Here is a 23,119-nt window from a genome sequence, read left to right on the forward strand (position 1 = left end):
CCCCTGGAGCCACCCGTGACCGCCTCACCCCCCGGCGACCGCCTCACCCATGTCGACGACCAGGGCGCGGCCCGGATGGTCGACGTCTCCGAGAAGGCCACCACCGCGCGCACCGCGGTCGCGGCCGGCCGGGTCAGGGTCGCCCCCCGCGTGGTCGAGCTGCTGCGCGGCGAGGGCGTGCCCAAGGGCGACGCCCTCGCGGTCGCCCGGATCGCCGGGATCATGGGCGCCAAGAAGACACCGGAGCTGATCCCGCTCTGCCACCCGATCGCGGTCTCCGGGGTGAAGGTCGAGCTCTCCGTCACCGACGACGCGGTCGAGATCACGGCCACCGTGAAGACCGCCGACCGGACCGGCGTCGAGATGGAGGCGCTCACCGCCGTCGCGGTGGCCGGGCTCACCGTGATCGACATGGTCAAGGCCGTCGACAAGGGCGCCGCCATCGAGTCCGTCCGGGTGCTCAGCAAGACCGGCGGCAAGAGCGGCGACTGGTTCGCCGCGGGGAGCCCGGAATGACCGCGCCGGGCGCGGGGGCGCCGGCCACGGGGGCGCCGGCGATGAGGGCGCTGGCCGTCACCGTCTCCAACCGCGCCTCGGCCGGCGTCTACGCGGACCGCGGCGGCCCGCTGCTGGCGGCCGGCCTGGTCGCGATGGGCTTCACCACCGACGGCCCCCGGGTGGTGCCGGACGGCGAGCCGGTCGAGGCGGCCCTGCGGGAGGCCGTCGCGGCCGGGTACGACGTGGTGCTCACCACCGGCGGCACCGGCATCTCCCCGATGGACCTCACCCCCGAGATGACCGCGCGGGTGATCGACCGGCAGATCCCCGGCATCCCCGAGGCCATCAGGGCGTACGGTCGCGAGAAGGTCCCGACCTCGGCGCTCTCCCGCGGGCTCGCGGGCCTCGCCGGACGTACCCTGATCGTCAACCTGCCGGGCTCGACCGGCGGCGTCAGGGACGGCCTGGCCGTCCTGGAGCCGCTGCTCGCGCACGCCGTCGACCAGCTCGGCGGCGGGGACCACCCCCGGCCCGACGCACCTGCTTCCGGGAGAGCGCACTGAACGCCGGCTGGCCGGTAGAACTCCACGAGGGGGACGTCGCGCTGCGCCCGATCCGGGGCCGGGACCAGCGGGAGTGGCAGGAGGTCAGCCGCCGCAACCGGGACTGGCTGCGGCGCTGGGAGGCCACCGTGCCGCCCGGCCCGGCCGGCCGGGGCACCGGCCCGCGCCCGACCTACCGGCAGATGGTCCGGTTCCTGCGCGGTGAGGCCTCGGCCGGGCGGATGCTGCCCTTCGTGGTGCTCCACCAGGGCCGGCTGGTCGGCCAGCTGACCGTCGGCGGGATCACCTGGGGCTCGATGTGCTCGGCCAACGTCGGCTACTGGATCGACGAGGCGGTGGCCGGCCGGGGCATCATGCCGGCGGCCGTGGCGCTTTCGGTGGACCACTGTTTCACCACCCTGGGCCTGCACCGGATCGAGGTCTGCATCCGGCCGGAGAACGGACCGAGCCGCCGGGTGGTGGAAAAGCTCGGGTTCCGCTCGGAGGGAATGCGGCCGCGCTATCTGCACATCGACGGCGACTGGCGCGACCACCTGGTGTACGCGCTCACCGCCGAGGAGGTTCCCGAGGGGATGCTGGAACGCTGGCGGACGCTCAGTTCGGCGCGGCGCCCGCGTAATTGAATATATGTTCGAACCAAATATCGATATGGCATCGGCGTGGCGACGGACGGGCACAAATACCGGCAAAATAGTCGGAGAATCAGCTTGATCACACGACACGCCGCGCCAAATTGCTGCCGCGCCTTCCCCGGCGCCCGTACGGTGTGAAACGTGAGCAGTAGCGGCCTTATCTACGCCGTCATCGTAGGGGCCTGGGCCGCCTATCTGGTGCCGATGTGGCTCCGCAGGCAGGACGAGCTCAACGAGGCGCGCCCGACGGAACGCTTCAGCACCGCCATCCGCCTGCTGGCCGGGCGTTCGGCGCTGGAGCGGCGGGCGGCCCGGGCCCTGGGCGACGAACCGCGTGACGACGAGCAGAGCGACGACGGCCCTCCCGTACGGGACGAGGCCGCCCCGGGCGACCCCGGCGCCGGTCCCGACGGCGGTCCCGGTGCCGACCGCGAGGGCGATCCGGGTGCCGGCCGCGACGGCGGCACCGCACCGGAGCCGGAGCGGCTGCCGGAGGCGGAGCCAGAGCGGCCGGCGGTCCGCGCCCCCGAGCGCCCCACCGGTGCGCGGGGCAGGATCGAGCCCCGGGCGCGGCTGCTGGCCCGGCGCCGCCGGATGGTCACCGTCCTCTTCCTGGCCTTCGCCCTCGGCGCGGTCGTCGCGGCGGTGTCCGGCCTCGCCTTCCTCTGGGTCCCGGCCGTGCCGGCGACCCTGCTGACCCTCTACATCGGCCACCTGCGCAAGCTGGAGCGGCTGCGGTACGAGGTGAAGATCGACCGGGTCCGGGCCGCCCAGGCCGCCGAGCGGCTGCGCAAGCGCGAACAGCAGCGTGCCGAGTCCGGTCCGGTCGAGGAGGCGCCGGAGCGGGCCCCCGAGGCCGCGGAACCGGCCGGGCGCGGCCGCTCGCACCTGCGGCTCGCCACCGACCACGACCGGGCCCCGGAGCCGGCGGGTCCGGCGTCCGCCTCGGCACTGGCGGAGGCGACCGAGCACGAGGAGTGGGTCGACGGCATGCGTGAGCGCGGCGCGGCCGGTCCGGACTCCTGGGAGCCCGTCCCCGTCCCGCTGCCGACGTACGTCACGGCTCCGGTGGCGCCCCGGGTCAGCCGGGGCCTCGACCTGTCGGCCCCCGGCACCTGGACGGCCGGCCGTCCGGCGGAGGCCCGGACCGGAGAGGTCCGTACCGGGGAGGTCCGGGCGACCGAGGCGCGCAACACCCCGCTCTTCGACCAGTACGCCGAGCCCGCCGCCACCGAACCCCGCCGGCGCGCCGCCAACGAGTGACCGCCCGGGGGTGCTCCGGCACCCCCGGCCGTCCGGTCCTCCGGGGGTGGTCACGAGCCCCCTCCGAAAGGTGCTAAAGTTTCTTCTCGTTGGGGCTGTGGCGCAGTCCGGTAGCGCACCTCGTTCGCATCGAGGGGGTCAGGGGTTCGAATCCCCTCAGCTCCACCCAACAGGAAGTCCCGCCCGATCGAGAGATCGGGCGGGACTTCTGCGTTGTGCCGGAAGGTGCGGCGGACCGGCGGTCAGCGGGCCGTCTCGGGCCGGGAGTTGGGTCTGTGACGATGATCACCTGACCACCACGACGGTGCACGGGGCGTGGTGCACGCAGTACTGGGTGACGGTGCCGAGGGCGGCGCCGGGCGGCGCGGCGCGGCCTCGGCTGCCGAGGACGAGCACGGCGGCGCCCTCGGCGGCGCCGGTCAGCGCCGGACCGGGCGCGCCGGCCTTGAGGTGGCGCCGGACGGCGGAGGGCCCGGCCGAGGGTCCGGCGGAGGACAGTGCGGCGGCCAGGGTCTCGTCGAGGATCCGCGCGGCGTGCCGCTCGGGGCCGAAGCCGTCCAGGGCGGGCGGGACGAGGCCGTGCTCGCCCAGCAGGCAGGGGAACTCCCACACGGTCACCGCCTCCAGCGGGCCGCCGGTGACGGCGGCGAGCCGGGCGGCCCAGCGGACGGCGGCGTGGGAGAGCGGGGAGCCGTCCACACCGACCACGATCCTGCCGTCCGGCTGCCGGGTCATCTTTCGAGCGTAGAGCGGTGCCGCCGGACCGGCGAGACGGCCGAGGGCCGGCCGGAGAGGCTCCGGCCGGCCCTCGGGAGGGTGTCGGGTGCCGTCAGGGCTGGCCCGAGCCCGCGTACGGGCCCGGCTGCGGGGCACCGGCCTGCGGCGGCACGGAGCCGTAGCGGGCCGGCCGGCGGCCGCGCGGGTGGCGGGTGAGGGTGTAGCCGGCGACCCCGGCCAGGGCCGCCAGCACGCCGCCGGCCAGGGTCCAGAACCACCGGCTGTTCCAGCCGGAGAACCAGCCGGTGTACCAGTGGTCCTCGGCCTCCTCGGGGGCGGCCGCCTTGGCGGTCGCGGCGCCGCCGCCGACCGGCGGGACCAGCGGGGCCTTCAGCTCCCCGCCCTCCGGCTGGGCGTTGTCGGCGTCGCCCTTGGCACTGACGTGCAGCTGGACGGAGGCGGCGAGGCCGAGGTCCGGCTGCGGGGCGTCGGCGAGCGAGAGCCGTACGTAGTAGGTGCCGGGCAGCGGGTCCCCGGACCAGGGCTCGGCCCAGGAGCGGACCTCGCGCAGCGTGCAGCTGAGCGCGAGCGAGGTGGCGGCCGGGTCGGCGGTGGCGTTCTGGGTGCCGGCGGTGCAGGACTGGCGGCGGCGCAGCCCGTCGAACACCTCGACGCTCCAGGTCTGCGGGCCGTGCCGGTCGGCGGAGGGGGCCAGGCCGACGGTCAGGCCGACCGTCGCGGTCTGGCCCTCGGAGGCGCCGAACGCCCAGTACAGGTAGTCGCCGGTGGAGGCGGCGACGTTGGCGTCCTGGCCGGGGGCCAGGTTGATGGCGGTCAGGAAGGACGTTCCGGCCTTGGTGGCCGGGGCGGGCGTCCCGCTCGCGCTGGCGGAGGGGGACGGCGAGGCGGCGGAGGCCGCGGGGGCCGCCAGCACCAGGGCGGGGAGCAGGGCGAGCGCGGCGAGCGCGGCGCGGGTCGTCGAGGTACGCATGGTCAGTTCTCCCGCCAGACAGCGATCCGCCAGCGTGCGATCCAGCCGAACAGCAGGCCGGTCAGCAGGCCGGCCAGGGTGAGCACCAGCAGCAGGATCCAGCCGCGGCCGAGACCCATCGCCGGGCCGTCCGGGGCGGGCGAGGCGGCGGACAGGTCGACCGTCAGCTCCAGCGGCAGCCCGGGGTCGGCCTGGACGCCGGGCAGGGCGGCCAGCGAGTTGCTGACGACCAGGCAGACGGTGGTCTCCGGCTTGCCGCTCGGCGAGGCGGACGGCGTCGGGGAGGCGTAGCCCTTGGAGTCGTCGGTGGACCAGCGCAGACCGGTGGAGATCACGTCGGTCCGGCCGCTGCCGGCGTCGGTGCCGCGGACCAGCTCCTGGCCGGTGGCGCTGGTGGCCTGGAGCAGGACGCCGTAGTCACGGGCGACACCGCGGTCCAGCGCGACGCTGACCGAGGCGCGCAGCTCCTGCCCGGCCTTGACCGGGACGCGGTAGACCCGGTGCTCGGAGAACTTCTCCCGGTCGCTGTAGACACCGGGGGTGAGGACGGGCGCGCTCTCGCACTTGTCGGTGCCCGCCGTCTTGACCGGTGCCACGGTGTAGGTGTCGTTGGAGCGGTCCACCAGCTGCTTCACCTTGTCGGTGAGCTGCTCCTGGGTGCGGACGTCGGTGTAGGTGCCGCCGGTCGCGTTGGCGATGCAGAGCAGCTGCTGGCGGGTCTTGTCGTCGTGCGCCAGACCGAGGGTGTCGATCACCAGGTGGATACCCTGGGCGGCGAGCTCACGGGCCACGTCGCACGGGTCCGGCGGGGCGCAGGAGTCCTCGCCGTCGGTGATCAGCACCACCCGGCGGGTGGTCTCGCCCTTGCCCAGGTCCTGCGCGGCACCGCGCAGGGCCAGGCCGATCGGGGTCCAGCCGGTCGGGCGCAGGGTGGCGACCGCGGTCTTGGCCTCGACCTTGTTGGTCTTGCCGACCGGGAAGAGCTGCTTGGTGTCCAGGCAGCCCTGGGCCTTGTCAGCCTCGCCGGGGACGTTGGCGCCCAGCGTGCGGATGCCGAAGTCGGTCTCCGGGGGCAGGGCGTCGATCACCTCGTTCAGGGATTGCTGGGCCACCGCGATGCGGCTCTTGCCCTGGATGTCGGTGGCTCGCATCGAGCCGCTGACGTCCAGGACGAGGTCGACCCGGGGGGCTTCCTTGCCGGCGTTGCCGGCTGATGGTTCGTCGGCATGGGCGGGCAGGCCGCTGAGCAGCGCGCCGCCTGTTATCGCCAGGGCGGCCAGCAGGCTGCCGAGCCTGGCCTTCGGGCGTCGTCCGGTAGTCACCCGCCCGATCCTAGGGATCATCAGTTCTCCATGGCCAACGCGGTCCGGTGCACGGGCCGCCGGACTCCGGCGCGAACTCCCGGGCGCCGGTGGGACATCGGCCGCCGGATGCCCAGGCGTGCGCCGCCCGGGTCGGGGCGGGCGCCGGTCGGACGGCCGGCGGCGGGTGCGGTGGCGGGGCCGGGCGGCGGTGCGGGTGACGGCGGGCCGGTTCGACGGGGCGGGACACACCGGACGCAAGAGCCCATATCTGCGGATAGCGCTCGTTAGGGTGACGAACCGGGGCACCGGCGCCCGCGCCCGGCCGGTACGTCCGACGGATTGGAAGGACCAGCGCATGAGCAATCTCTTCGCGATCGCCTACCCGGATCTGGCCACCGCCCAGGCGGTGCGCAACGAGGCGGTCGGACTGCAGACCCAGAAGCTGATCGACCTGGAGGACGCGGTCGTCGTGGAACGCCGCGAGGACGGCAGGATCAAGCTGCACCAGCAGGTCAGCACCACGGGTGCGGGCGCCGCCTCGGGAGCGCTCTGGGGCGGCGTCATCGGTCTGCTGTTCTTCATGCCGCTGCTCGGCGCGGCGGTGGGCGGCGCCGCCGGCGCGGCGGTCGGCGCCTCCACCGACATCGGGGTGGACGACGACTTCATGCGCGAGGTCGCCCAGCACCTCCAGCCGGGCACCGCCGCGGTGTTCCTGCTGGTCCGCCGGGCCACGGCCGACAAGGTCGTGCCGGCGCTGGCCCGCTACGGCGGCCGGATCATCCAGACCTCGCTCTCCGCCGGGGCCGAGGCCGAACTCAGGGCCACCGTCGAGGCGTCCCGGGTGCAGCCCGCCCCGGCCTCCGCCCCGGCCTCCGCCTGAGCCGCACCCGCCGGACCGGACGGCCGGTCCGGGGCGGACGGGCCCGGTCGCCCGGCCGCCCCGGCCGTCGTTCCGTCAGCAGCACACCCGCGCAGCAGGACACCCAGGACGGTCCGTGGCGACACCCTCCGCCGTGACGAGAACCGCCGGCCGGCCCCGCCGGACGGTGCGGACCCGGCGCAACACCGAGCTCGCGCTGGTCCTGGCCGCCGTGCTGATCGCCGTCCTCGGCTACGCCGAGGTCGGGGTCAACATCGACGGCACGGTCCCCGCCGACGCCGCCGAGTACGGCGCCGCGCTCGGCGTGCTCGCGCTGCTGGCGCACGCCGTGGTGCGCTGGCGGGCGCGGTACGCCGATCCGCTGCCGCTGCCGATCGGCGTGCTGCTCAACGGGATCGGACTGGTCGTCATCTACCGGCTGGACCGGGCCACTCCCGGCGGCGGCGCGGCCCCCACCCAGCTGCTCTGGTCCACGCTCGGGGTGGCGCTGTTCATCGCGGTGGTGGTGCTGCTGCGCGACCACAAGCGGCTGCGGCGCTACGCGTACATCGGTGCCCTGGTGGCGCTGGTGCTGCTGGTGCTGCCGATCTTCTTCCCGCCGGTGTACGGCTCGCGGATCTGGATCACCGTCGGACCGCTCTCGTTCCAGCCGGGCGAGTTCGCCAAGATCCTGCTGGCGGTCTTCTTCGCCGCCTACCTGGCGGTCCACCGGGACGCGCTGGCGCTGACCGGCCGCCGGGTGCTCGGGTTCCAGCTGCCGCGCGGGCGGGTGCTCGGGCCGGTCCTGCTGATCTGGGCGGCCTTCGTGGGCGTCCTCGTCCTGGAGACCGACCTCGGCACCTCGCTGCTCTTCTTCGGCCTCTTCGTGGTCATGCTCTACGTGGCGACCGCGCGCAGCGGCTGGATCGCCATCGGGCTGTTCCTGGCCGCGGTGGCCGCGGTCGGGGTCGGCTGGCTCTCGCCGCATGTGCACAGCCGGGTCAACGACTGGCTGGACCCGCTCGGCTCGATCGCCGAGGGCCGGGGCGCCAACCAGATCGCCCAGTCGCTGTTCGCCTTCGCCTGGGGCGGGGAGCTGGGCAGCGGCCTCGGCAACGGGCACTCCGTGCTGATCGGGTTCGCGGCCAAGTCCGACTTCATCCTCGCGACCATCGGCGAGGAGCTGGGGCTGACCGGGCTGATCGCGCTGTTCCTGCTGTACGCGCTGCTGGTCGCCCGGGGCTTTCGCACCGGCATCGCGCTGCGGGACCCGTTCGGCCGGCTGCTCGCGATCGGGCTGGCGTCGATCGTCGGCCTCCAGGTGTTCGTGGTGGCCGGCGGGGTGCTCGACCTCATCCCGCTGACCGGGATGACGCTCCCGTTCGTCGCCCAGGGAGGCTCCTCGGTGGTCACCAACTGGATCATCGTCGCGCTGCTGGTGCGGATGAGCGACATCGCCCGCCGCCCGTCCGCGGGGGAGGTCTGATGGTGCTCGGCCGCTCCCGGGGCGGCGGGCCGCAGGGCCGGCCGGGGATCTCCGTCACCGGCCGCCGCGCGGGCACCTTCTGCCTGCTGCTGACCGTGGCGCTGTGCGTCCAGGCCACCCGGGTCCAGGTGTTCCGGGCCGACGAACTGGACCACAACCCGGCCAACCAGCGGCTCACCATCGAGCGGTACTCCCAGCCGCGCGGCAACCTGCTGGTCGGCGCCGACAGCGTCACCGGCTCCGAACCCACCGGCGGCCGGTACGACTACAAGCGCACCTACACCGACGGCCCGCTGTACGCCGCCGTCACCGGGTACTCCTCGCAGGCCTACGGGAACACCCAGCTGGAGGGGACGGAGGACGACCTGCTCTCCGGGACGGACAGCCGGCTGGCGAGCTGGGCGGTCTGGGACGCCGTCGCCCGCAAGCAGAACCCCGGCGGGGACGTCTACACGACCATCGACCGGGCCGCCCAGCAGGCCGCGATGCGCGGACTCGGCGGGCAGCAGGGCGCGGTCGCCGCGATCGAGCCCGCCACCGGCCGGATCCTGGCACTGGCCAGCACCCCCTCGTACGACCCGGGCAGCTTCGCGGGCTCCTCCGCGGCCGACCAGGAGGCCTGGAACCGGCTGCAGGCCGACGCCGACCAGCCGATGCTCAACCGGGCGCTGCGCCAGACCTACCCGCCCGGCTCGACCTTCAAGGTGGTCACCGCGGCGGCCGCGCTGCAGCACGGCGTCGTCACGGACCCGGACGCGCCGACCGGCGCGCCCTACCCGTACGTCCTGCCGGGGACCACCACGCCGCTGGTCAACGACACCCCGGCGTGCGACGAGCCGGGGCAGTCGCTGGACACCGCGATGGTCCACAGCTGCAACAGCGTGCTGGGCTACCTCGGGGTGCAGGTCGGGCTGGACCGGATGGTGGAGACGGCCGCGAACTTCGGCTTCAACGACCCGAGGCTGGACGTCCCGGTCCGGCCGGCCCGCTCCAACTTCGACACCCGGATGAACGAGTCCCAGCTGGCGCTCTCCTCGATTGGCCAGTTCGACACGGCGGCCACCCCGCTGGTGATGGCGATGGTCGCGGCCGGGGTCGCCAACGACGGCGCCGTGATGCGTCCACAGCTTGTGGACAAGCTGACCAAGCAGGACGGCACCACCGTGCAGCTGATGCGCCCGGCCGCGTACCGGCAGGCGATGAGCCCGGCGGTGGCCGGGCAGGTGCAGCGGCTGATGACCGACGTGGTGGAGAACGGCACCGGGCGCAACGCGCGGATCGGCGGGGCGGTGGTCGGGGGGAAGACCGGCACCGCCCAGCACGGGGTGGACAACTCCGGGACGCCCTACGCCTGGTTCATCGGGTGGGCCAAGCCGGCCGGCTCCGGCGCGGTGGCGCCGGTGGCGGTCGCGGTCGTGATCGCGGACAGCGACGCGACCGATGTCACCGGCGGCGCGCTGGCGGCACCGATCGCCCGGTCGGTGATGCAGGCCGTTCTCGGGCGGTGAGGGGTGGAGCGGCCCGTGCGCCGGGGGCACGTCGCTGACCTGCGGCTTAGCGGCTCGTTCCAAGATCCGCCGTTTGCGAAGTGTCCGGTTTGTGCATGCCAGTGCGACGATTCGTACAATGCGCACCGCGCGACTGTTCGTTTGCGACACTGGTGCATTCGCGGGGTACTGTCCCATCTTTGTTCGGTTGGTCCCCGATGGCACCCCACGGCGCGTCGAGTGACCGGCCGCTAGGACACCCTCCCTCGCCCAGCAAGGATCCTCGTTTTGGCCAGCAACGCCCTCGGCGCGCGCCTGTTGCGGCGCAAGCCCGTCTCGACCCTGATCGCCGAGAGCGAGGGCCGCGACGGCCTTCCCGCCGGTGCGCCCGAGGAGGGCGGACGCTCCGGTATCCACCTGCGCCGCACGATCGGCCTCTGGCAGCTGTCCTCGATCGGGATCGGCGCCACCATCGGCACCGGCATCTTCTTCGTGCTCAGCACCGCCGTGCCGTCGGCCGGTCCGGCCGTGATCCTCTCCTTCGTGATCGCCGCGGTCACCGCCGGCCTCACCGCGCTCTGCTACGCCGAGATGGCCTCCGCGATCCCGGTCTCGGGCTCCTCGTACTCGTACGCCTACGCCACCCTCGGCGAGGGCGTCGCGTTCGCGGTCGGCATCTGCCTGCTGATGGAGTACGGCGTCTCGGCCTCCGCGATCGCGGTGAGCTGGGCCGAGTACCTCAACAAGTTCTTCGACCTGGCCTTCGGGTTCAAGATCCCCGAGGCGGTCTCCGGGGCGCCCGACAGCACCCACTGGTTCAACCTGCCGGCCCTGCTGCTGGTCGCGATGGTCTGCACCCTGCTGATCCGCGGCGTCAGCGAGTCGGTGAAGGTCAACGCGGCCATGGTGGGCATCAAGATCCTCATCCTGCTGCTCTTCATCGGGGTCGGCCTGACCGGCTTCCACTCCGGCAACCTGACCCCGTTCATGCCGCTGGGCATCGGCGGCGTCCAGGTGGCGGCCTCCAGCATCTTCTTCTCGTTCATCGGCCTGGACGCCGTGTCCACCGCCGGTGAGGAGGTCAAGAACCCCCGCCGCACCCTGCCGATGGCGATCATCATCTCGCTGGTCGTGGTCACCCTGCTGTACATCCTGGTGGCGCTGGCCGGCATCGGCGCGCAGCCCTGGGAGAAGTTCGACGGCCAGGAGGCGGGCCTCGCCCAGATCCTCCAGGACATCACCGGCCAGAGCTGGCCCGCCATCGTCTTCGCGATCGGCGCGATCATCTCGATCTTCAGCATCACCCTCGTGGTGATCTACGGCCAGACCCGCATCCTGTACTCGATGGGCCGCGACGGCATGCTGCCCAAGCGCTTCGCCGAGCTCTCGCCGCGCACCGGCACCCCGGTCTGGAACACCATCGTGGTGGGCCTCGGCGTCGGCGCGCTGGCCGCCTTCATCCCGCTGAACGTCCTGGCCGACATCACCAGCCTGGGCACCCTGATCGCCTTCTCGGTGGTCTCGGTCGGCGTGATCATCCTGCGCCGCACCCAGCCCGACCTGCCGCGCGGCTTCAAGGTGCCCGGCTACCCGGTCGTCCCGCTGGTCAGCGTCGGCTTCTGCGTCTACCTGATCACCGGCCTGCACGCCGACACGTTCCGGGCCGGAGCGATCGCCCTGACGCTCGCCGTGGTCGTCTACTTCGGCTACAGCATGAAGCACTCCAAGCTGGAGAAGGCGGCGCGGCCGACCGACGCCACGGCCGGCAACCCGGCCGGCTGAGATTCGCGTACCGAGCACCCGCGGACGGGGCCGTCGAAGGGCGAATGCCACTCGACGGCCCCGTCCGTGCCACCGCAGACTCCCGGCCCGGAGATGGCGACACGGCGTGGCCCCCGCCCATAACCTTCCACCATGGTGAGCACCCGCACGCCCGGCTACTCCCGCCCGCGCGGCCGCTTCACCGGCCGTGGGGCCGCGCCGGCCCCGCCCGCAGAGGCCGGCCCGCCGACCCGACGAGACCGTCCGCGCGGTACGGCGGCGCCCCGGCCGTTCCCCCGTCAGCGTGGTGACCGGTCCACCGGCACCCCGCCCGATCGGCTGAACCCGACCCGGCTCGCCGCGCTGCGGCGCGTCCAGCTGTTCGGCTGCCTGGTGGCGGCCGGCTGGGCGGCGGCCTTCCCGCTCGTGTCGGACCTGCCCAACCAGCGGCTCTGGGGGACCGTGGCGGCCCCCGCGTACGCCCTCGCCGGGCTGTTCTGCCTGGTCCTGCCGCGCCGGTGGGCGGCCCGTGCGGCCGCCGGGGTCGCCCTCCTGGGCGCCGTCCTGGTGCCGCTGGCGCTGCTGGCGCTGCAGGGGCGCCACCAGTCCGAGGTGATGGTGGTCGAGCGCTCGGCGCACCTGCTGCTCACCACCGGCAGCCCGTACCTGCCGCACCCGGTGGTGGTCACCGACTACAACCCCTACCTGCCGGCGATGACGCTGTTCGGGATGCCGCGTGCCCTGGTGGGCAGCGGCAATCCGGTGGCGCAGGTGGTGGGGGACGCCCGGATCTGGTTCGCGCTGACCTTCCTGGCCTGCCTGCTGGCCAGCTGGCGGCTGCTGCGGCCGTCCCGGGACCGGGCACCGCTGCTGCCGCTGGCGGTGCTCACCGCCTCGCCGCTGATCGCGCTGGCCCTGGCGGTCGGCGGGGTGGACCTGCCGCTGATCGGGGTCTGCTGCCTGGCCATGGCCCTCGCCGAACGGGACCGCACCATCGGCGCCGGGCTGGTCCTCGCCCTGGCCTGCACCCTGAAGTGGACGGCCTGGCCGGCGCTGCCGGTGGCCGTCCTGCTGCTGTGGCGGCTCTACGGGCGGCGCCCGGCGGCCCGGGCCGGACTGACCGCGCTCGGTGCCGGCCTGCTGGTGATCCTGCCCTCGGTGCTGGTCAGGGCCGACGAGCTGCGCGAACAGGTGGTGCGGTTCCCCCTGGGGCTGACCGCGATCCAGACGCCGGCCGGCAGCCCGCTGCCCGGCAAGGTGCTGGCCGGGTTCGGCCCGACCGGGCACACCGTGTCGCTGGCGCTGATGACGGTGGGCGGGCTGGGGGTGGCGATCTGGCTGCTGGCCCGGCCGCCGGTCTCCGCGATCGCCGCCGCCGACCTGCTGGCGGCGGGGCTGGCGATCGCGTTCACGCTGGCACCGGCCGGGCGCTTCGGCTACCTGGCGCTGCCGGCCGTCCTGGTGATCTGGCCCCGGCTGGCCGCCCGGCGGTGGAGCGGGAGCCCGCCGGTGCCGGCCGGCTGCCTGCTGACCCTGCCGGAGCCGGCGCTGCCCCGGGGCTGACCGCGGGGCGGCGCCGGCCGGGCGTCAGCGGTTGCCGGCCGCCTTGATGACGGCGGCGACGGCCGGGCCGGCCGCGTCGGCGCCGTGGCCACCGGCCTGGACCTCGGCGGCGACGGCGATGTTGCCCCGGTAGGCGGTGAACCAGCTGTTGGTGGTGTCCATCCCGGCGACCTCGGCCGAGCCGGTCTTGGCACCGGCGTTGTCCGAGATGCCGGCCATCGCGGCCTTGGCCGTGCCGTCCTTGGCGGTGGCGGCCATCATCGCCTTCAGCTTGGCGTCGGCGTCCGCGGAGAGGTTGCGGGCGGCCTTCTGCTGCGGCAGGTCGGCGACCAGGATCGGCTGCTTGAACTCACCGCTCTGCACCGTGGCGGTGATCGAGGCGATGGCCAGCGGGTTCATCTGGACCTTGCCCTGGCCGATCGACTGCATGGCCTGCTCGTCCTTGTTGGCGCCCGGGTCCGGCACCCGGCCGTCGACGTTGGGCAGGCCGGTCTTCCACTCCAGGCCGATGCCGAAGACGTCCTTCGCGGTGGCACCGAGGGTGGCCGGCTTGAGGCTGGCCAGGCCCTGGTCGATGAAGGCGGTGTTGCAGGAGATCATGAAGTCCTGCTGGAGCGTGTTGTTCGGGTAGGCGTCCGGGAACGAGTTCGGGATCGCCTTCGGGTTGCTGCTCTTCACCGGACAGGCGACCGGGGTGTCCGGGTTGACGCCGGCCTCCAGCAGGGCCGCCGAGGTGACGATCTTCATCGTCGAGCCCGGGGCCAGCAGGCCGACGAAGGCCCGGTTCTGGCCGGTGGCCGGCGCGTTGGCGAAGGCCAGCACCTGGCCGGTGCTCGGCTCGATGGCCACGATCGAGCCCTGCTTGCCGCCGAGGTCCGCCATCGCCTTCTCGGCGGCGGCCTGCACGGCGTTGTCGATGGTGACCTTGAACGGCTTGGCCGGCTTCGGCTCGACGATGGTGAACAGCTTGTCGGTGACGCCCTTGCCTGCCGCGTCGGTGATCACCACGCCGCTCCCGGCGTCGCTCTGGTCCTTGGTCGGGTCGGCCTGGAGGAGCTTGCGGGCGTTGTCCTGGAGGGTCGAGATCAGCGCCGGGGTGATCGAGGCGCCCTGCAGCGCCTTGCCGTTGCGGTCGACCACGTTGCCCGCGGGGGCGAAGACCGGCTGGGTGGCGATCACCTCGCCCGCGGTCAGGTGCGGGTGGATCACCGACGGGGCCCAGTGCACGGCCGGGGTGTTGTCGCTCATCTTCACGACGCCCAGGAAGCCGTTGTAGTCCCAGACCCGGTTGGTGCCCTCGAACTCGGCGCGGGCCTTGAAGCCCATCAGCACGCCGGAGGGGGCGGCGGAGGCGGAGGCCGACGGGGACTCGGTGCCCGCCGCGGTCGGCGCCGCGGAGCCGGTGGCGGCCGGGGGCTTGGCGGCCGGCGAGGGCGTGCCGGTCGCGGAGGCGAAGGCGGCCGGGGTGGCCGGGCCGGACGGCGCGAGGGTCAGCGCGCTGGGCTTGACCTGGTCCTTGAACGCGGTCAGCGCGGCGGTCGCGGCCGCCGGGTCGTCGGTCAGCCCGGCCGCCTTGGCGATGTCACCGGCGGCCCAGGCCTCCAGGAAGTCCTTGGCCCCGGCGGCGGCCTGCTCGGCGCTGGGAGGCTCGGCGACCACCGTGCGGGCCTTCTTGGCCTCGGCGGTGTCGGAGCCGCCCGACCCGACGAGGCTGTAGGCCCCGTACCCGCCGCCCGCGAGCACGGCGACGGAAACGCCGGTGATGATGCCGATCTTGGCGCCTCTGCGCATGGTGCTGTTCCCCCAAGGGTCTGGCGACTGGCCGCAGCCGGAGGTGGCCGGATACGCGTTCGGTGACCAGCCTAGGCAGCCGAACTCGGTGCGCCGACGAAACGCCCGGGTCTTGTGACGGATCTGGTACGTGTCGCGCACCACGTCGGTACGGTTCCCGCCCCGGGACCGTCAGATCCAGGTGTTGAACCACATCCGCTTGCGCCAGTCGTCCATCGGGATCGTCTGCCCGGTGTACAGCGGGTAGAAGAAGAGGAAGTTCCAGACGATCAGCAGCACCAGCAGCCCGGCCGCCGCGGAACCGATGATCCGCCGGTCGCGGGACGCCCCGGCCGGCCCGATCAGGGCGCCGACCAGCATCGTCACGGCGAGCACCAGGAACGGCACGAAGGCCACCGCGTAGAACAGGAAGATGGTCCGCTGCTGGTAGGCGAACCAGGGCAGGTAGCCGGCGGCCAGGCCGCAGAGCACCGCGCCGGCCCGCCAGTCGCGCCGGGCGGCCCAGCGCCACAGGCAGTACACCAGCGCCACCGCGCCGGCCCACCAGAGCAGCGGGGTCCCGATGCCCAGCACCTCGCGGGCGCAGTCGCTCGCGGTGCAGCCGGCCTGGCCCTGCTTCGGGGACTCGTAGAAGAAGGAGACCGGTCGGCCGAGCACCAGCCAGCTCCACGGGTTGGACTGGTAGGTGTGCGGATCGCTCAGGTGGGTGTGGAAGTCGTACACCGTGGAGTGGTAGTGCCAGAGCGCCCGCAGGCCCTCCGGGATCCACGGGAACGCGGTGTCCCGGCCGACCGCCCAGTCCCGGCCGTAGCCGCCCCGGCCGGGCACGGTGCTGCTGGCGAACCAGCCCCACCAGGAGGTCACGTAGACCACCGCGGAGACCACCACGACCGAGACGAAGGCCGGCACCACGTCCCGGACCAGCGTCCACAGGTACGGGCGGCCGGCGCCCGCCAGCCGACGCGAACCGGCGTCCCAGAGCACGGTCAGCACACCGAAGGCGGCGGCCACGTACAGGCCGCTCCACTTGGTCGCGCAGGTCAGGCCGACGCAGACGCCGGCCGCGATCCGGTACGGGCGCCAGCCGAGGTTCAGCCGTTGGGCCAGGGCGGAGTCCGCCACACCGCCCAGGCGCGCGACGATCCTCGCCCGGGTGCGGTCGCGGTCCAGCAGCAGGAAGCCGAACGCGGCGAGGATCCAGAACATCACCACCAGGTCCAGCAGCGCGGCCCGGCTGAGCACGAAGTGCAGGCCGTCCACGGCGAGCAGCAGACCGGCGACGCAGCCCAGCAGGGTCGAGCGGAACAGCCGGCGGGCGATCCGGGCCACCATCAGGATCGACAGCGTGCCGAGCAGCGCCACCGCGAACCGCCAGCCGAAGGGGTTCATCCCGAACAGCTGCTCGCCCGCGCCGATGATCCACTTGCCGACCGGCGGATGGACCACGTAGCTCGGGTCCGGCCGGTACGGCACCGCCGACCCCGCCATGATCTGCTCGTTGGCGCCGTCCGGCCAGCTGATCTCGTAGCCGCCGTGCCAGAGCGCGTACGCGTCCTTGGCGTAGTACGTCTCGTCGAAGATGATCGCGTTCGGCTCGCCGAGGCCGCTGAACCGGAGCAGTCCGCCGAACAGGGCCACCAGGAGCGGGCCGAGCCAGCCGGCCCAGCGGCAGAGCCAGGACCAGAGCGGCGCCGGCACGGCTACGCCGAGCCGCAGCAGGACCGGGGAGGGGGCGACCCGGGCCGGCGTCACGCCCGGGCCGTCCGGCATCGGCGGCACCAGCCGCTCGGCGAGCGTGGCCTTCGGCGGCGGGGTGTAGCCGTGCCGGGCCAGGCGCCGCAGCCAGGACGGATCCGGGCGCTCCTCCTCCCCGGACGCGCGCGGGGCGGGGACGGCGGGGGACGCCTGGTCCGTCAGGACCGGCACGCCGACGCCACCCTGCGCGGTGTGGTCTGTACCAGTGGGCGTCTGCGCCGCCGTGTCGCCGTTCATCCGCCACATCGTAGGGGCGCTTCCTCCGGGGAGGACGGCTCCCTCCGAAGCTGCCCGAATCGTCACCAAAAACACCCGGGGCCCGGTTACTGCAAGGATGGGGCCCGTGACAGGAGTACTCGTTCTCGCAGGCACCCCCATCGGCGACGTCTCGGACGCCCCGCCCCGGCTGCTCACCGAGCTGGCCACGGCGGACGTGATCGCGGCCGAGGACACCCGGCGGCTGCGCCGGCTCACCCAGGCGCTCGGGGTGACCCCGGCCGGGCGGGTGCTCTCCTACTTCGAGGGCAACGAGGTCGGCCGCACCCCCGAGCTGGTCGAGGCGCTGCTGGGCGGCGCCCGGGTGCTGCTGGTGACCGACGCCGGGATGCCGTCCGTCTCCGACCCCGGCTACCGGCTGGTGGCCGCCGCGGTGGCCGCCGACGTCAAGGTCACCGCGGTGCCCGGCCCGTCCGCGGTGCTCACCGCGCTGGCGCTGTCCGGCCTGCCGGTGGACCGCTTCACCTTCGAGGGCTTCCTGCCGCGCAAGACCGGGGACCGGGCGCGCCAGCTGGCCACGGTCGCCGCCGAGCCGCGCACCATGGTCTTCTTCGAGGCCCCGCACCGGATCGCCGAGACGCTGGCCGCGATGGCCCTCGCGTTCGGCGCCGACCGCCCCGCCGCGGTCTGCCGCGAGCTGACCAAGACCTACGAGGAGATCAAGCGGGGCCCGCTCGGCGAGCTGGCGCAGTGGGCCGCCGACGGGGTCCGGGGCGAGATCACCGTGGTGGTCGCGGGCGCCCCGCCGGCCGCCCCGGCCGAGCTGACCCCGGCCGAGCTGGCCCGCCGGGTGGCCGTCCGGGAGGAGGCCGGGGAGCGCCGCAAGGAGGCGATCGCGGCGGTCGCGGCGGAGCTGGCGCTGCCCAAGCGGGAGGTGTTCGACGCGGTGGTGGCGGCCAAGAACACGCCGGCCGGCCCGGCCTGAAAGCCGCAGGTGCCGGGGGTGACGGGGGCGCGTACCTTGGAGTGAAGGCCCCGGTAAACGCCCGCCGAGCTGAAGCTTTGGCCGTGGTTCTCGGTCAGGATCCACCCTTTCGTATAGGGATTCCCAATCCGCGTCCAAGTCTTCACAAGAGGGGCATCGGCCGGGGCGGTCCGGGCATTTCCTGGGATGGAAAGACCCAGCCGGGCGAGCGCCCGGCGGGCGCTGGGAGACTGCTATGAGCGAGACGATCGGTAGCCCCCGCGGTGGCAATGCGCTGAGCGACCCCGGCCTGACCGGCCGGCCGCAGACCCCTGTCGAGACCGTCCGGGAGGCCTACTCCTTCGCCTGCCTGAGCTGCGGATACGGCTGGGAGCAGGCGTATGACATCGAGCACCACATGGCCCGGGACGGGCACGTCGTGTTCGAGTACCACGCCAACGGTGTCCGGGTGCCGTCGCCGCTGCTCAAGCCGACCTGCCCGGGCTGCGGCGGCCACACCGTCCGGATCATGCGCGAGGGCCGGGTGGCCAGCGCGGACAAGTCCTGGCAGCACGCCCCGGGCTACTCGGCGCACGCCGAGCCGGCCGGTGCCCAGCCGGTGGCCGCGCCCGCCGCGCCGCGCGGACGCCTGGCCCGGCTCTGGGCGCGCGTGACGGGCTGAGCCCGGGAGGACGGTTCGGCGGCCGGTCGGCGGACCGACGGCCGGACGACCCGGTGGAGCGGGAGCCGACCGGGGACCGGCGCGAGGCGCCGACGGGCGGGCGGCGCCGGCCCCCGGCGGGCACGGGTCGAGGGCCGCCCCCGTACCCGATTAAGCTTGCCGACCATGGCGGCCACTGCAGAACACAGCACCACCGGGGACGCGACCCCGGCGTACTACGTCACCACCCCGATCTACTACGTCAACGATCGCCCGCACCTGGGCCACGCCTACACCACCGTGGCGGGCGACGTGCTGACCCGCTGGCACCGCCAGCGCGGCGAGAAGGTCTGGTACCTGACCGGCACCGACGAGCACGGTCAGAAGATCCTGCGCACCGCCGAGGCCAACGGCGTCACCCCGCAGGAGTGGTGCGACAAGCTGGTCGAGGAGGCGTGGAAGCCGCTCTGGCAGCACCTGGAGATCGCCAACGACGACTTCATCCGCACCACCCAGGAACGGCACACCGACCGGGTGCAGGAGTTCGTCCAGGACCTCTACGACAAGGGCGAGATCTACAAGGGCGGCTACTCCGGCCCGTACTGCGTCGGCTGCGAGGAGTACAAGCTCCCCGCCGAGCTGCTGGACGGCGCCACCGAGGGCGAGAAGCTCTGCGCCGTGCACAAGCGGCCGGTCGAGTGGCTGGAGGAGGAGAACTACTTCTTCCGGCTCTCCGCCTACGGCCCGAAGCTGCTGGAGTTCTACGCCGCGAACCCGGACTTCATCCAGCCCGCCTCGGCCCGCAACGAGGTGCTGCGCTTCGTCGAGCAGGACCTCAAGGACCTCTCGATCTCCCGCTCGACCTTCAACTGGGGCGTGCCGCTCCCCTGGGACGAGAAGCACGTCCTCTACGTCTGGGTCGACGCGCTGCAGAACTACATCACCGCGGCCGGCTACGGCACCGACCCGGAGCGCTTCGCCGAACTCTGGCCGGCCTCCGTGCACCTGGTCGGCAAGGACATCCTGCGGTTCCACGCGGTGATCTGGCCGGCCATGCTGATGGCCGCCGGACTGCCGCTGCCCAAGCGGGTCGTCGCCAACGGCTGGCTGATGGTCGGCGGCGAGAAGATGTCCAAGTCCAACCTGACCGGCATCGCCCCGCAGGACCTCACCTCGCACTTCGGCGTGGACGCCTACCGCTACTACTTCCTGCGGGCCATCCCGTTCGGCACCGACGGCTCGTTCTCCTGGGAGGACTTCACCGCCCGGTACACCTCCGAGCTGGCCAACGACTTCGGCAACCTGGCCTCCCGGGTGGCGGCCATGGTCGGCAAGTACTTCGACGGGGCGCTGCCGGCCTCGCCGGCCCACGGCCCGGCCGAGCAGGCCGTCGCGGACGGGCTGACGGCGGCGGTCGCGACCGCCGACCGGAAGATCGGCGAGGAGCTGGACTTCGCCGGCGGCCTCGCGGCGGTCTTCGAGTTCGTCAAGCAGGTCAACGGCTACCTCACGGAGCAGGCGCCCTGGAAGGTCGCCAAGGACGAGTCCGAGGAGGGCCGGGCGCGCCTCGCGACCATCCTCTACACCGCCGCCGAGGCGCTGCGGGCCACCGCCGTGCTGCTCAACCCGGTGATGCCGGCCACCGCCGAGAAGCTCTGGGTCTCGCTCGGGGCCGAGGCCGCCGGTCTCGGGGCGCTGTCCGCGCAGACCGTCGCCACCGCGGCGGACTGGGGCCGGCTGCCCGCCGGCGCCACCGTCACCAAGGGCGAGATCCTGTTCCCGCGCCTCGAAGAGAAGCCCGCCGCCTGATGGCGAAGAAGGACGACGAACGGTCGACGCCACCGCCGCTGCCCGCCCCGCTGGCGGTGGCGGTCGCCGACTCGCACACCCACCTGGACATGCAGTCCGGCACCCCCGCCGAGGGCCTGGCGCGCGCCGCCTCCGTCGGCGTCACCACCGTCGTCCAGGTGGGCTGCGACGTGCCCGGCTCGCGCTGGGCCGCCGATCTGGCGGCCGAGTTCGAGCAGGTGCACGCGGCCGTCGCCCTGCACCCCAACGAGGCGCCGCGGATCTTCCTCGGCGACCCGGACGGCTGGTCCGGGCAGCAGCGCCCGGCCGGCGGCGCCGCCGCGCTCGACGCCGCCCTCGCCGAGATCGACGCGCTCGCCGCGCTGCCGCAGGTCCGCGCCGTGGGCGAGACCGGCCTGGACTACTTCCGGACCGGTCCCGAGGGCGTGGAGATCCAGAAGGAGTCGTTCCGTCGGCACATCGAGATGGCCAAGCGGCACGACAAGGCCCTGGTGATCCACGACCGCGACGCCCACGAGGACGTCATCGCGGTGCTGCTGGCGGAGGGCGCCCCCGAGCGGACCGTCTTCCACTGCTACTCCGGCGACGCCGCGATGGCCAGGACCTGCGCCGAGCACGGCTGGTACCTGTCCTTCGCCGGACCGGTCACCTTCAAGGCCAACCAGCCGCTGCGGGACGCCCTCGCCGCCACCCCGCCGGACCGCGTGCTGGTCGAGACCGACGCGCCCTTCCTCACCCCGCACCCGTACCGCGGCCGCCCCAACGCGCCGTACCTGATCCCGGTCACCGTCCGCTCGATGGCCGCGACGCTGGGGCTGCACGAGGACGAGCTGGCCACCGCCATCGCGGCGAACACGGCCAGGGCCTTCGGGTACTGAGCCGACCGGACCGGGCGTTCCGCCGGGCCATGCGCGCCGCCGCACCCGGTGGTGAGCGCCCCCGCCGCGGTGGCCGAACCCCGGGGGCTCCCCGCGCCCGTATCCTTGGCGCGTGAGCACCACCGATCCCACCTCTGACATCCACCTGCTGGGCGCCGCCGACGTGCGGGAGCTGGCCGCCGCGTTCGGTGTGAAGCCGACCAAGCAGCGCGGGCAGAACTTCGTCATCGACGGCAACACCGTCCGGCGGATCGTCCGGGCGGGCGGGGTGACGGCCGAGGACTCCGTGGTGGAGGTCGGGCCCGGGCTCGGGTCGCTGACGCTGGCGCTGCTGGAGGTCGCGCGGCACGTCACCGCGGTCGAGATCGACCCGGTGCTGGCGCGGCACCTGCCGGACACCGTCGCCGCCCGGCTGCCCGGCAAGGCGGACGCCTTCGACCTGGTGCTCAGCGACGCCATGGAGGTCACCGAGCTGCCCGGCCCGCCGCCCACCGCGCTGGTCGCCAACCTGCCCTACAACGTCGCCGTCCCCGTGCTGCTGCACATGCTGGCGACCTTCCCCAGCATCGAGCGCACCCTGGTGATGGTGCAGAGCGAGGTCGCCGACCGGCTCGCCGCCAAGCCCGGCAACAAGGTGTACGGCGTCCCCTCGGTCAAGGCCAACTGGTACGCCGAGGTGAAGCGGGCCGGCGCCATCGGGCGCAACGTGTTCTGGCCCGCGCCGAACGTCGACTCCGGGCTCGTCTCGCTGATCCGCCGCGATCCGCCGCGGACCACCGCGAGCCGCACCGAGGTGTTCGCCGTCGTCGACGCCGCGTTCGCCCAGCGCCGCAAGACCCTGCGCGCCGCCCTCGCCGGCTGGGCCGGCTCCCCGGCCGCGGCCGAGCAGGCGCTCGCCGGCGCCGGCATCGACCACAAGCTGCGCGGCGAGATGCTGACGGTGGAGCAGTTCGCCGCCATCGCCGAGCACAAGCCCGTGAAGCCGGAGTCCGAGTGATCACGGTACGCGTCCCCGCCAAGGTCAACGTCCAGCTGGGAGTCGGCGGGCTGCGCGCCGACGGCTTCCACGACCTGGCCAACGTCTTCTTCGCGGTCGCCCTCGGCGACGAGGTGACGGCGAGCGCCGCCGGGCCGGGCGAGGGCGTCACCCTCACCTGCTCCGGCCCCGACGCGGCCGCCGTCCCGCTCGACGACAGCAACCTCGCCGCCCGCGCGGCCCGGCTGCTCGCCGCCCGGCACGGCCTCGGCGAGCCGGACGTGCGGCTGCACATCGCCAAGGCCATCCCGGTGGCCGGCGGGATGGCCGGCGGCAGCGCCGACGGCGCCGCCGCCCTGGTGGCCTGCGACGCGCTGTGGGAGCTCGGCACCCCCGCCGGGACGCTGCTGGAACTGGCCGCCGAACTCGGCTCCGACGTGCCCTTCGCCCTCCTCGGCGGCGTCGCCCTGGGCCGGGGACGCGGCGAGATCCTGGACCCGCTGCCCGTCACCGGGACCTTCCACTGGGTCTTCGCCGTCGCCGACGGCGGACTCTCCACCCCCGCCGTCTTCCGCGAGTGCGACCGCCTCCGGGAGGAGGCCGGCACCGGCTCCGGCGACACCGAGGTGCCCACCCCCGACGCCGACCCCGCCCTGCTCGCCGCCCTCGCCGACGGTGACCCCGTCGCGCTGGCCGGCGCGCTCGCCAACGACCTCCAGTCGGCCGCCCTCTCGCTGCGCCCGTCGCTCGCCGCCACCCTGCGGGCCGGCACCGAGGCCGGCGCCCTCGGCGCCCTGGTCTCCGGCTCCGGCCCCACCTGCGCCTTCCTGGCCAAGGACGCCGAGGCGGCGGCCGCCGTCGCCGAGGCCCTGCGCGCGTCCGGCACCTGCCGCACCGCGCACGCGACGTACGGCCCGGTCCCGGGGGCGGGCGTACTGCCGTAGC

Annotated in this window: 20 protein-coding genes and 1 tRNA gene; 16 read left to right on the forward strand and 5 right to left on the reverse strand. The window is 73.9% G+C overall.

Annotation, left to right across the window (positions count from 1 at the left end; genetic code table 11):
* The first annotated feature begins 75 nt into the window (after positions 1-75).
* From moaC to ABT263_RS13405, 5 genes are all read left to right on the forward strand, one after another.
* Positions 76-516, forward strand: a complete 441-nt coding sequence (moaC, locus tag ABT263_RS13385) for a cyclic pyranopterin monophosphate synthase MoaC (protein ID WP_380382281.1) — start codon at positions 76-78, stop codon at positions 514-516.
* Entirely contained in the window at positions 513-1,061 is a 549-nt protein-coding gene (locus tag ABT263_RS13390; RefSeq protein WP_352290635.1) for a MogA/MoaB family molybdenum cofactor biosynthesis protein, read from the forward strand. Before moaC ends, ABT263_RS13390 begins: the two co-directional genes overlap by 4 nt.
* A complete protein-coding gene (locus ABT263_RS13395; RefSeq protein WP_329492222.1) occupies positions 1,058-1,684 on the forward strand; it encodes a GNAT family N-acetyltransferase in 627 nt (208 codons plus the stop codon). Before ABT263_RS13390 ends, ABT263_RS13395 begins: the two co-directional genes overlap by 4 nt.
* Positions 1,685-1,834: 150 nt before the next feature.
* Positions 1,835-2,956, forward strand: coding sequence for a divisome protein SepX/GlpR (sepX, locus tag ABT263_RS13400; protein ID WP_352290636.1), 1,122 nt, complete (start codon positions 1,835-1,837; stop codon positions 2,954-2,956).
* Positions 2,957-3,047: 91 nt separating this feature from the next.
* A tRNA-Ala gene (locus ABT263_RS13405) sits at positions 3,048-3,121 on the forward strand.
* A gap of 120 nt (positions 3,122-3,241) precedes the next feature.
* Here the strand turns inward: ABT263_RS13405 and ABT263_RS13410 are convergent.
* From ABT263_RS13410 to ABT263_RS13420, 3 genes are all read right to left on the reverse strand, one after another.
* Entirely contained in the window at positions 3,242-3,691 is a 450-nt protein-coding gene (locus tag ABT263_RS13410; protein ID WP_352290637.1) for a universal stress protein, read from the reverse strand.
* Positions 3,692-3,785: 94 nt separating this feature from the next.
* Positions 3,786-4,664, reverse strand: a complete 879-nt coding sequence (locus ABT263_RS13415; RefSeq protein WP_352290638.1) for a peptidase — start codon at positions 4,662-4,664, stop codon at positions 3,786-3,788.
* Positions 4,665-4,666: 2 nt separating this feature from the next.
* A complete protein-coding gene (locus ABT263_RS13420) occupies positions 4,667-5,986 on the reverse strand; it encodes a VWA domain-containing protein (protein ID WP_352290639.1) in 1,320 nt (439 codons plus the stop codon).
* 337 nt (positions 5,987-6,323) lie between these two features.
* Between ABT263_RS13420 and ABT263_RS13425 the strand changes: the two genes are divergently transcribed.
* The 5 genes from ABT263_RS13425 (at position 6,324) to ABT263_RS13445 (ending at position 13,124) form a co-directional block, all read left to right on the forward strand.
* Complete coding sequence (locus ABT263_RS13425; RefSeq protein ID WP_352290640.1) at positions 6,324-6,848, forward strand: DUF1269 domain-containing protein; 525 nt, start codon at positions 6,324-6,326, stop codon at positions 6,846-6,848.
* 133 nt (positions 6,849-6,981) lie between these two features.
* Positions 6,982-8,313, forward strand: a complete 1,332-nt coding sequence (locus ABT263_RS13430; RefSeq protein ID WP_329489288.1) for an FtsW/RodA/SpoVE family cell cycle protein — start codon at positions 6,982-6,984, stop codon at positions 8,311-8,313.
* Complete coding sequence (locus ABT263_RS13435; protein ID WP_352290641.1) at positions 8,313-9,821, forward strand: penicillin-binding transpeptidase domain-containing protein; 1,509 nt, start codon at positions 8,313-8,315, stop codon at positions 9,819-9,821. Before ABT263_RS13430 ends, ABT263_RS13435 begins: the two co-directional genes overlap by 1 nt.
* Positions 9,822-10,088: 267 nt before the next feature.
* On the forward strand, positions 10,089-11,582 hold the full coding sequence (locus ABT263_RS13440) for an amino acid permease (protein WP_352290642.1): 1,494 nt from the start codon (positions 10,089-10,091) through the stop codon (positions 11,580-11,582).
* 132 nt (positions 11,583-11,714) lie between these two features.
* Positions 11,715-13,124 carry a glycosyltransferase 87 family protein gene (locus tag ABT263_RS13445; protein ID WP_352290643.1) on the forward strand — a complete coding sequence of 470 codons (1,410 nt, stop codon included), beginning with the start codon at positions 11,715-11,717 and terminating at the stop codon, positions 13,122-13,124.
* A 24-nt stretch (positions 13,125-13,148) separates the two neighbouring features.
* Here ABT263_RS13445 and ABT263_RS13450 read toward each other — a convergent pair whose 3' ends face one another.
* Both ABT263_RS13450 and ABT263_RS13455 read right to left on the reverse strand, forming a co-directional pair.
* Positions 13,149-14,915 (reverse strand): penicillin-binding transpeptidase domain-containing protein, encoded by a 1,767-nt coding sequence (locus ABT263_RS13450; protein ID WP_352290644.1) that lies wholly within the window; start codon positions 14,913-14,915, stop codon positions 13,149-13,151.
* A gap of 171 nt (positions 14,916-15,086) precedes the next feature.
* Positions 15,087-16,907: a dolichyl-phosphate-mannose--protein mannosyltransferase gene (locus tag ABT263_RS13455; RefSeq protein ID WP_352290645.1), complete on the reverse strand. Its 1,821-nt coding sequence runs from the start codon at positions 16,905-16,907 to the stop codon at positions 15,087-15,089.
* Positions 16,908-17,004: 97 nt separating this feature from the next.
* Here ABT263_RS13455 and rsmI point away from each other — a divergent pair, with 97 nt between their 5' ends.
* From rsmI to ABT263_RS13485, 6 genes are all read left to right on the forward strand, one after another.
* The gene (rsmI, locus tag ABT263_RS13460) at positions 17,005-17,871 is read left to right on the forward strand and encodes a 16S rRNA (cytidine(1402)-2'-O)-methyltransferase (RefSeq protein ID WP_329489294.1); all 867 of its coding nucleotides are present in this window, start codon (positions 17,005-17,007) and stop codon (positions 17,869-17,871) included.
* 235 nt (positions 17,872-18,106) lie between these two features.
* Positions 18,107-18,532, forward strand: coding sequence for a hypothetical protein (locus ABT263_RS13465; RefSeq protein ID WP_352290646.1), 426 nt, complete (start codon positions 18,107-18,109; stop codon positions 18,530-18,532).
* Positions 18,533-18,697: 165 nt separating this feature from the next.
* On the forward strand, positions 18,698-20,320 hold the full coding sequence (gene metG, locus ABT263_RS13470) for a methionine--tRNA ligase (protein WP_352290647.1): 1,623 nt from the start codon (positions 18,698-18,700) through the stop codon (positions 20,318-20,320).
* A complete protein-coding gene (locus ABT263_RS13475; protein WP_352290648.1) occupies positions 20,320-21,198 on the forward strand; it encodes a TatD family hydrolase in 879 nt (292 codons plus the stop codon). Before metG ends, ABT263_RS13475 begins: the two co-directional genes overlap by 1 nt.
* A 112-nt stretch (positions 21,199-21,310) precedes the next feature.
* A complete protein-coding gene (gene rsmA, locus ABT263_RS13480) occupies positions 21,311-22,195 on the forward strand; it encodes a 16S rRNA (adenine(1518)-N(6)/adenine(1519)-N(6))-dimethyltransferase RsmA (protein WP_329489298.1) in 885 nt (294 codons plus the stop codon).
* On the forward strand, positions 22,192-23,118 hold the full coding sequence (locus ABT263_RS13485; protein ID WP_352290649.1) for a 4-(cytidine 5'-diphospho)-2-C-methyl-D-erythritol kinase: 927 nt from the start codon (positions 22,192-22,194) through the stop codon (positions 23,116-23,118). The genes rsmA and ABT263_RS13485 overlap by 4 nt, the downstream gene beginning before the upstream one ends.
* Position 23,119 lies beyond the last annotated feature (1 nt).

The sequence above is a fragment of the Kitasatospora sp. NPDC001603 genome (assembly GCF_040298365.1).
Lineage (GTDB): Bacteria > Actinomycetota > Actinomycetes > Streptomycetales > Streptomycetaceae > Kitasatospora.